At 24.4% G+C, this 10,956-nt stretch carries 6 protein-coding genes; 4 read left to right on the forward strand and 2 right to left on the reverse strand.

What is annotated here, in order from left to right; all coding sequences use genetic code 4:
* Positions 1 to 8: 8 nt before the first annotated feature.
* Both N8G13_RS03240 and N8G13_RS03245 read right to left on the reverse strand, forming a co-directional pair.
* Positions 9 to 563: a DUF402 domain-containing protein gene (locus N8G13_RS03240; RefSeq protein WP_262289457.1), complete on the reverse strand. Its 555-nt coding sequence runs from the start codon at positions 561 to 563 to the stop codon at positions 9 to 11.
* Positions 550 to 2,613, reverse strand: coding sequence for an MYPU_1760 family metalloprotease (locus tag N8G13_RS03245; RefSeq protein ID WP_262289458.1), 2,064 nt, complete (start codon positions 2,611 to 2,613; stop codon positions 550 to 552). Before N8G13_RS03245 ends, N8G13_RS03240 begins: the two co-directional genes overlap by 14 nt.
* 59 nt (positions 2,614 to 2,672) lie before the next feature.
* Here N8G13_RS03245 and trmB point away from each other — a divergent pair, with 59 nt between their 5' ends.
* The 4 genes from trmB to N8G13_RS03265 all read left to right on the forward strand — a co-directional run bounded on the left by trmB (position 2,673) and on the right by N8G13_RS03265 (position 10,787).
* Positions 2,673 to 3,284: a tRNA (guanosine(46)-N7)-methyltransferase TrmB gene (gene trmB, locus N8G13_RS03250; protein WP_262289459.1), complete on the forward strand. Its 612-nt coding sequence runs from the start codon at positions 2,673 to 2,675 to the stop codon at positions 3,282 to 3,284.
* 114 nt (positions 3,285 to 3,398) lie between these two features.
* A complete protein-coding gene (gyrA, locus tag N8G13_RS03255) occupies positions 3,399 to 6,023 on the forward strand; it encodes a DNA gyrase subunit A (RefSeq protein WP_262289460.1) in 2,625 nt (874 codons plus the stop codon).
* 59 nt (positions 6,024 to 6,082) lie between these two features.
* On the forward strand, positions 6,083 to 9,856 hold the full coding sequence (locus N8G13_RS03260; RefSeq protein ID WP_262289461.1) for a hypothetical protein: 3,774 nt from the start codon (positions 6,083 to 6,085) through the stop codon (positions 9,854 to 9,856).
* A gap of 43 nt (positions 9,857 to 9,899) precedes the next feature.
* The gene (locus N8G13_RS03265; RefSeq protein WP_262289462.1) at positions 9,900 to 10,787 is read left to right on the forward strand and encodes a DegV family protein; all 888 of its coding nucleotides are present in this window, start codon (positions 9,900 to 9,902) and stop codon (positions 10,785 to 10,787) included.
* Positions 10,788 to 10,956: the final 169 nt, after the last annotated feature.

Raw genomic sequence — 10,956 nt, forward strand, 5'->3', positions numbered from 1 at the left:
TGCTTTTATTATATTTCTTTTAACTTTTTTAATTTTTCAACATATTGATTAATGTTTCTTTCATTAAAAAAATCTTCTTTTGAATTAAAAAGCAAATATAAATAATCTATTTCATCATAAATTTTGTAAATTAATTCTTTTGGGTATTTATATTTAATAATGTTAGTTTTAAAATCATTCCAATCAATTACATTAAAATCATTGTGTAAATTCGTTTTTACATCAAGATCAAAATCAATGTATTTTACTATGTTGTTTTCAATGTAAAAAGGACTTGCTAAATTTACATAAACAAATTTTTGATCATTTCTAACTAATATAGTTGCGTTAAAAAAATGTGTTTTAGAAAATAAAAACAATGTTGGTTCATTGACTACTCAATTAATAGATTCTTCAGCTACTTTAGTTTTAACCATTAAAAAAACTGTATAGTCTTTTCAATTATCAATTAATTTTACACCATTATATTGTCTATATAATGTTCCATCGTATTTAAAAGATTGAATATTCAAAAATTCAGCATTTTTAATTAGATTATCCAACTTGTTTTTAATTTTTTCCATAGTATTTTAATTTTATATTAAATTTTGTTTCTTTGTTTAATTCTTGTTGCATTTCATAGTCTAAATAATATGTTTGAATATCAGGAAGAATAGTGTGTATTAATCTTCTGTAATTAGAAATTCTTCTTTTGATATTTTTATATCTGTTGTATGTAAGTCTTTTATTAATTTGCATAATTTCATTATTTTGAATAATATTGTCTTGATTTTTGTCTTCTCAAAAAGAAATTTCTAAGTTTTTATTTAAATTTATATTTTTGATATCGATTGCTTTTTTTGTAAAATAGCTAAAATAATTATTATCTAAACCAACAAACTCAGGTCCTAAATCTTGTCCGCCTTGTTGCTCTGAATTTTTTCAATCACTTTTTGTTTTTAAATTACCTTTATTTATTACAATGTCAATAATATGTTGATTTGTACCATCATTAATTATTAAGTGATTGTTTTCTAAAAAAGTTTTTCTTATTGTGCCATTATTTGTTGCATCTTTTGTGTTGATATATCCTTCAAAATTTAACTTACTATATGTGTCTTTTGCTGCTCGTTCTACCGCTAAGCTATTAGGTAAAAACCCTTTTTCGCTAATTAGTTCTAAAAATGCATTATCAGAAGAAATTTGTGAAATAGGAAGTCCATAACCTATTAAATCTAAATATGCTTTATAAAGTAATTGTTGTCTTTTTAAAGGGTTCGGTAAAGTTTTGGTTTGAAAAAATTGAAAAACTTTTTTAAGTAAATCTTCAGAGTTTAATAGTTCATCTAATTTTTCTTTTGTAATTTTATCATCTTCAGTGGGTGAAAAAGGATCATCAAATACTCAATTGCTTCCGTATAATTTTTCTCGATATATAGTCATATTATTTGAGTACCTTTGTGGAAAAAGTCCCATAACGCGACTAATATCTTCAGCATAAGAACTTATAAAAGGTGTGCTAGGGTCGTTATCAAACCCAAAATATCCACCTTGTGTTGAAAAAGGTTGATTATACGGTTTTTTAGGAACATAACTTAATTTTAAAAATTCTCTTGGTATTAATTCCTCAAAACTATAATAATAATTCAAATCTTCAGCTTTTAAAGGGTTTAAGTACTGAATTCACTCACCTCTATCATGATTAAAAGTAAAATCCTGATTGATTCATTTATTATCTTTTATTTGTGGATAATTTGCTATTTTAAATAGTTCACTTGCTGAGTATTTTTTGTAAAGCGAAACATATCTATTCTCATGAAAAGCATTTTCTTGCAATTTGTATTGCTTATCTTCATCACTAAATAATAATGCTTCTTTAAAATCATCTAAAAATTTTTTATTGTAAATGGTTTTACCATATTCTTTTAATGTATTTTCATCTAAATTTAAAGAAGAATCAATTCTTAAATTATCAATAATTTCATCAGTAGCAAACTCATCTTTAAATTGTTGATTTACTATCATAGATTGTGCATAAATTGCTGCAACGTGGTGCATGTATTCATGAATTAAGGTAGGCAAAATTAATTCAATTTTAATATCATTTTCTACTTGCTCTCAAGGTTTTTTTAAATTTCTTAATTTTCTATTTTCTTTATATATGAAATTATTAGTTGAAAGATAAATTTGTTCATAACTACCTATAAATAAACCCGCAGCACTTTTTTTGTGATAATTTCTTATATTAGGCTTATTTAAATTAACTCTTACTAATTCACTAATTTCAGGGCCATAACCACCTTTTGTTTGAAAAGCAATAGCCAGTTTTTTCATTCCTTCTTCATCTAAAAAATATTTATAATTATTATCTTTATCTTTTGCATATGCTCATTGTCTAATATTTATTAGTGTTGGGTCATAATTTGGATTTTTTGTACCATCTTTATTTATTTTTGCATTAAATTCAATAAACTCAGTATCAGAAGCAACAAAGTTATTGTATTTATCACTTGTTGTAAATGTGAAAACAAGACCTAATCCTATTGCAATTGAAGCAAGTGAAATAGATGAACCTAAAACTATTCATTTTAATAACGAAGATTCATTTGATGATTTTTTAAATTTAAATTTCATAATATTATTATTTTATATAAATTATTAAAAAAAACTATTAATATTTTACAATTTAAAATATGAGATTAAAATTTAACAAAGATGCTGAAGGAATTTTAAATTCTTCAGATAAATTATTAAAACAAAGACCAATAAATTTAGACAAAAAAACATATTTAGAAATCGGCATGGGTAAGGGTCAAATGATTACACAGATGGCATTAGAGAATCCTGAAATTAATTTTATTGGTTGAGAAAAATACTCAACAATTGCACTATATGCACTGAAAAAGATTGAAAAAAATAACATTTCAAATTTGAAATTGATAGTTGATGATGCAGTTAATATAGAAGAAATTTTAGCTGATAAAGTAGATCGAATTTATTTAACTTTTTCTGATCCTTGACCTAAAAAACGCCACGCAAAAAGAAGGTTAGTGCATAGAAATTTTTTAATTAAATTTTCACGTATTTTAAAACCAGAAGGAAAGATTATTTTTAAAACTGATAATGATCTTTTATACAATTTTGCACTGGAAGAATTGGAATTTTTAAAAACAAATATTATTTTTCAAACTACTGATCTTCACAATAGTGAAAAAAATGAAATAAATATTCCAACAGAATATGAAATTAAATGATCTGAAAAAGGTAAAAATATAAATTATGTTGAGTTTAACTTTTTAAAATAAGTCTGATTAAATTCAGACTTTTTGTTTGCAATTAATCTATTACTTTGCTTTATTGTAATTTAGTGTATAATTATTATATTATATATAATAATATTTTAAAATATGGGAGTATTTATGTCTAATAATGATAATATAGAAGAAAAAGATTTAGATGAAACTTATTTTGTAGAAGAAGAAGAAATTAAAAAAGTTTTTGAAGAAGAAGTAATTGAAGAAGATGAAGAAGAATTGCCACCGCAAGAAAAAGAAGGATATGTAGTTAAATCTAATATTTTAAATGAAGAAAAAAACGGATTAACTCCTGTAAGTTTGGTAAAAGAAATGAAAAGCGCTTTTATTGAATATGCAATGAGTGTTATCGTTTCACGTGCTTTACCAGATGCAAAAGATGGATTAAAACCAGTTCATAGACGTATTTTATACGGAATGAGTGAACTTGGTATGTTTTATAATCAACCTCACAAAAAATCAGCTCGTATTGTTGGGGATGTTTTAGGAAAATACCATCCACATGGTGACAGCTCTGTTTATGAAGCTATGGTAAGAATGGCTCAAGATTTTAGTTTAAGATATCCATTAATTGATGGTCATGGTAACTTTGGTTCAATTGATGGCGATGAAGCAGCTGCTATGCGTTATACTGAGGCAAGAATGAGTAAAATTGCTTCTTTAATGGTTGATAGTATTAAGAAAAATACAGTTGATTTTATTGATAACTATGATGCAAGCGAAAAAGAACCTGTTGTATTACCTGCTAGATTTCCTAATTTACTTGTTTCTGGAACAAGCGGTATTGCAGTAGGTATGGCAACAAGTATACCTCCTCACAATTTAAGTGATGTAATTAATGCTTCTATTGCTTTAGCTGCAAATCCTGAAATAAGTATTGAAAGATTAATTGAAATAGTACAAGCTCCAGATTTTCCAACTGGTGGAATATTATTTGATAAAAAATCAGTAATTCAAGCTTATAAAACCGGGAGAGGTAGTGTAACAATTCGTTCAAAAGCTCATATTGAAAAGTATGCAAACGGAAAAAGTAAAATTATTGTGACAGAAATTCCTTACGCAATTAGAAAAACAGATATTATTGAAAAAATTTCAGTTTTAATTAAAGAAAAAAGAATTGAAGGAATTCAAGATTTTAGAGATGAATCTAACCGAGAAGGAATTAGAATTGTAATTGACATTAAGAAAAATGTAATTCCAGAAATTATTTTAAATAAATTATATAAATTAACACAATTACAAACACGTTTCTCAATTAATACAATTGCACTTGTTAACAATGAACCTAAATTATTAAACTTAAAGCAAAGCTTAGAAGTTTATATTGAACACCAAAGAGATGTAGTTACAAGAAGATTAAATTTTGATCTAGAAAAAGATGAACAAAGAGCTCATATTTTAGAAGGTTTAAAAATAGCAGTTGAAAATATTGACAAAGTTATTGAAATTATTAAAAAATCTTCAACAGATGCTCAAGCACAAGAAACACTTTCTAACACTTTTAATTTAACTGAAATTCAGACAAAAGCAATTGTTGATATGCGTTTAGGTCGTTTAACAGGTTTAGCAATTGAAAAAATGGAAGAGGAACTTCAAACACTGATTGTAAGAATTAATGAATTTAAAGATATTTTATCTAACCCTGATAAATTAACACAATTAATTATTGATGAATTATCAGAAATAAAAACACAGTTTGGTGATAAACGTCTCTCAGAAATTCGTTGAGATTTAAATTATTCAATTGAAGAAGAAGACTTAATACCACAAAGCGAAATAATAGTTACTTATACTACAAACAATTATGTAAAATCCACTTTACTTGAAGAATATCGTGAACAAAAACGTGGTGGAACAGGTTCTATTGGTGCAAAAACTTACTCAGATGATAATGTTAAAAACATAATTCATGCAAATACTCATACAGATATTTTAATACTTACTTCAAAAGCAAAAATATTTAGAATTAGAGGACATGAAATTCCTAGTGTTTCTAAATCAGCAAAAGGAACACCTATTATTAACTTAATTCCTAATATTGACAAAGATGAAAATATTTCAACAATCTTAACAACTGATGATTATGATAATAATAAATATTTATTAACAATAACCAAAAAAGGTATTGTAAAAAGAACATCATTAGATCAATATGAAAGAATTAATATTTCTGGTAAAAAAGCATTAATTTTAGATGAGGATGATGAACTTATTGATGCAAAAATAGTACTAGAAAATGAAGAAATTTACATAGGAAGTTCTGATAACCATTTAGCAAGATATGATGTAAATGAAATTCGTGATACATCAAGAACTTCACGTGGAGTGATGGGAATTAAACTCGCAAAAGACCAATATGTAATTAACTGTTCTAGTTCAAATGAAGGAAAATATATCTTTAGTTTAGGATCAGAAGGTTTTGGAAAATTAACCTTAGCAGAAGAATTTAGAAAAACTTCAAGAAATGCAAAAGGAGTTTTAGCATTAAATGGAGAAAAAGCTGGTGGTTTAATTTATGCTGCTGCTTGTCAAGGAACTGAAGATTTAATGATTATTACTAAACAAAATATGGTTATAAGATTTAATTTAAAATTAGTGTCTGTTACATCAAGAAACACTAAAGGAGTTAAGTTAATAAATCTAAAAAACAAAAAAGACGAAATAGTTGCAGTTACGAAAATAAGTTTTGTTGATGATGAAATATCACAAGAAGAACCTAAAGAAAATTAAATATTAAGAAAGCAAAAATGTAAAAGGCATTTTTGCTTTATAAATTGAAAGGGTAAATTATGAAAAAAACAAAATTTTTAGCATTTATTTCTTTAACTGTCGTTGCTCCATTTATTTTAGTGGCATGTGCTATAAATAATCAAAATAACCCTGATAATTTGACTAATAAAACAGATGATAATAATTTAAATACATATACCATTCCATCAAACAATAATTCCAATTTAAATAATAATAAAAATGATTTTTCAGATTCAACAAAAGATAACAACGGCGATGAAATGGAAAATAATCACAATGATTCTAGTGCAAACTCTAATGAAACCAATAATGATTCGAAAGATGATTTAAATTCTTTAGATAATAATCAATCACGAGATGAACCAAAACCAAACAAAAATGAAATTGATGGCAAAAAAGAATTGCAAATTACAAAGTCTGCAACTCCTAATTTGGAAGCTACATCTAATTCAGTTACTTACTATTTAGAAATAAAAAATTTTGAAGAAATTTATTCTGAAAATTTAAGCATTCAAGTAAAACTTATTTCTAAAACTGATTTATATAATGCGGAAATTTTTAAATCAAAAGATAAATTATTACTAAAAATTAATTTTGATAATTTAAATGAAAATACAAGCTATAAATTAGAAAAACTTGAAATTTCTAGTGCTAATAAACTAATTTCTATAGATCTTGTAGATAAAGATTTTAGTTTTGTAACTTTAAAAGAAAATAAAGAAGCTACAGACAACGTTTATTTAGAATCTAATTTGGTAGATAGTGACAGAGTGTTGGTTAATTCATTACAACAAGCAAATTCATACTCTAATAATGATCAAAACATTAATATTAATATAAGTGATTTATCAAAAAAAAATTTAGTAAATAATCCAGCATATTCAGTATATTTTAGTGAGTTAGATAAAACATTTGAAAATGAAATTACATCAAATATTAGTTTAGAAAGTAATTTACCAGAAATTGTTTTTGATAATAAAATAGATAGTAATGATTCTGTTCAATTCACTTTTCAAAATTTAAATAATTTAAATTCTAATAACATAGAAGTATTAGTTAAAGGATGAGATGGAAAAGATATTTGAACTAAATGATTACAGGTTCAAAAAACTTCGAATGGAATTACTTTGCAAAAAAATCAATTAAATAAATATTTAAATAAATACGTTGTAACCGCTATAAAAGACACACAAAATCAATATAAAGTACTTTTAAATAACAATAATATTTTCCTAAATAATGCAAATCTTAATAATTTAAAAATTTCACACTTTAATGTATATAAAGATGAAAATAATAAAGATATTTTTGGTACTTTAATGCTTAATTGAACAAATGAACAAGCAAATTTATTAAGAAATAAAATTTTTGTTTTAACCTTTGAAACTAAACAAAAAGAATATATTGAAAAATCACATATAATTCCTGCTAAATTATTTGAACTTGAAAAGAAAATTATTGATAATGAACATGAAAAAATCGATGATAAAAATAGAGTTCAAAGACACAAAAAAGTTTATGTTAATTTTGAAAATCTTTGAAAATTTAAATTAAATGGATTGCAAGAAAAAATAGAATATAGACTAAAATCAGTAAGTGTACAAAACAAAAATGAATATTTTGATATTACAAAACCCATTTTGCCTTCAGAATCTTATTATTTTAGTTTTAACTTTGATTGAAATAATCCATATAAATTAAATAATTTATTAATTAATGATAAAGATTATGAGGAATTAAAAACATATAATTTTGTTACAAATGAAAAAAATATTTCAAAATCAACATTGTTTAATAATCATAATACAACAAAAAACAAAATTCCATTTTCAATTCATAATTTAGGTCAATTAATAAATTATAATTATGAGGTTCACACAATTAAAACACTTTATAAAAACAGAAAAAAATATTTACCCGCAAATGATAATGATCAAGAATTTGTAAATTACCAAATAGTAAAAAACAATTATCCCTTTGATTTAAATTGATTTAAAACAAAAGATTATTTATCAGCTCAATTATTTAAAATTAATGAAAATAAAACACAAGCTATAATCACAAAAAATTTAAATTCCATAATTAAATTGGATTCAATTCCTAGTGAAGATGTTATTTTTTGATTAACTTTTGAATTAAATCCTAATCCTCAAATTGCTAACCATTGATCTGAATTTAATGATGTTGATTCAAGAGTAACAATACCTATTTCATATAAAAATCTAAAAAAATATAAAACACTAAACGATGTTGAATTTATGTATAATTTTAATTCTGAAGATAATAAATTTCAAACAGATATTGCTAAGAAAATAAAATCTTTATTAGCTTTTAATCTTGAATTAAATGATAATAAGGAATTAACTTTAAAAATTAAGGTGCGAGATTTAAATACAAAAATTAATAATACTGTATGGAATCATAATTCATCTTCTGAGAGATCTATATATATTTCAACAGCAGATTTATTTGTAAATTGAATACAACAGCCTAATAAAGAAAAAATTCTTTCATTTAAAGAAGTGGACAAGGTAGATAATTTATCTATTCAAACAACGTCAACAGCTTATAATAATTCATACGAACTTAAATACAGTACTAAAGAGAGAGATAATTTAAAAATAGATAATTATTTAGAAGATGAAATTAATCCAGATGATATAAATAAACGTTTATTTATTGAAGATAATTCAGAAGGGATACAACAGGGACGTCAAAGAGTCTACTCTTTATCTAAAAAATCAGATGGTTCTTGAAATATTTTAGCAAAGGTAAATGATGATCCAAATGATTATCGTTTTTGGACATTTGCAAATTATCATGTTTGAGTTACAAATAAATCTGCAAATTCTAATTTAGCTAAAGTATCAACATCTAAAAATGGAAATGAAATATTAACAATAAAAAAAGGAGAAATAATAGCTCCTACCTTAATTTCAAAAGATACTCTAAATAAAAAAGAACCTATATTTTACCAGCCAGACAATGATAAAAATATAAATGTTGTCGGTAATATGTATGAATTTAATTTTCAAAACACAGATGATGCTATAACTTATGAAATGATTGTTGATTTTTCAAACAATTATACTAATATTTTTGACTCATTTAAAAATAATTTAGGTGAAATTCAAATAAGGGAACCACATAAAGAAACTGTTAAAAATAATAGTGATAAAACACATAAAGAACAGCAAAAAAATAGAGCAGATTTAGTTATTGCTATTGTTGATTTTCAATCAATTTTTAAAAAATTTAGAAATAAAGATTTAACAAAAGAAATAGATGGTAAGTTGCTTACAAAAAGAGAACAAGGGGCAATTAATCATATTTTAAATTTTGCCAATTTAAAACCACTTAAATTTTCTAAATTATCTAGATATATGAATTCATTTAATAACTTAAATGCTTATGTAGCATCATTACCTAAAGTACCTACAAAAAATAGAGATGGAGAAGTGGAATCATCTCGGTATAGAGAATACCTTTATGGTATAAATTCAATAAGGATAGATTTTTCTGATGTCGAAAAATTTTCAAAATCATATAATGCAGCGCTTTATTCTGACATTAAATACTTTGATTTATATAGTGGATCATCAGGGTCTGCTGTATATGATTATGAAGGTAAATTATTGGGATTTATTGAACAAGGAACAGCTGCTAGAATTAATAATTTTATTTTTACAGAAACACAAAAGTATTCATATTTTGGTAATGATGATACTAATTTAAACCCTGGTACTTTTTATTCAATCACAAAAAAATTAAATTATTTATATCCTATGGATTTCAAGAAACTTTTTAATTAATTAAACACAATATTATTTTGATAAAAAAAGATTAAGGATAAATATGAAAATAGCAATAGTAGTAGATTCAAGCTCAGGTTTGACAAAGGAACAAGCAAGTCAAAAAAGTTGATTTTTTTTACCAATTCAAATCGACATAGATAACCAACTTTTTAAAGATGGAATTGATATAACACATGAGAATGTTTTTCAATATATTAAAAAAAACTCTCATGTGTTAACAAGTGCTACTCTATTAGGAGAAGCAATAAACTTGATTAATGATTTAGAAAGTAAATACGATAAAATAATAATTTACCCTATTTCACAAAAATTATCAAGTCAATATCAAATGTTAAAAATGGTATTTAGAGAAAATGAAAAAGTTTATGTTATTCCTTCTCAAAAAATTTCCTTACCTATAATCATGGAACTTGCAACTTTTGAAGCTAAATTAAATTCAAATATAAAATATGAAGAAGCATTAAAGGTGTTTGGTAATTCTGAGAACACAATACATTTAATACCTGAAAACGGAGAAGCATTAGTGAGAGGTGGCAGGTTAACTCCTGCTGCCGCTAGTGTTGCTAATTTATTGAAAATTGTACCAATTATTGAATTTAAAGATGGTGAATTAGTAAAATATGGAAAAGGTCGTGTTTTTAGCAAAACAATTGTCAAATTAGCAAAAGACATTTATTTAAAAAATCCTTCTAATACTTTTATTTTAATTAATGGAAATAATGAACATATTATGGACATAGCTTATGATATTTTAGATAATCTTCAAATTAATGAAATATTTATTTCTAGTATGCCTCCAACAATAAGTATTCATGCTGGAAAAGGTGCTATTGCATTGTTAAATACTCCTATGAGTTTGGCAGAATTTAAAATTATTGAGCAATATTTAACAAAAGTAACAAAAAAGGAGAAAAATAGTGATGAATAATAGCAAGGTTCCACTTATTAGGTTTAATGAATTTACAAACGATTGGTTTCAAGACAAGACAAAAAATCTTTATAATTTTGCTTCAGAAGGTGGAACTCCAAATTCTACAAATAAAATATTTTATGAAAAAGGTAAAATACCGTTCGTAAAAATAAATGACACAAAAAAC

Origin of the sequence: Mycoplasma zalophi (assembly GCF_025486335.1) — a bacterium.
Classification (GTDB): Bacteria; Bacillota_I; Bacilli_A; order Mycoplasmatales; family Metamycoplasmataceae; genus Metamycoplasma; species Metamycoplasma zalophi.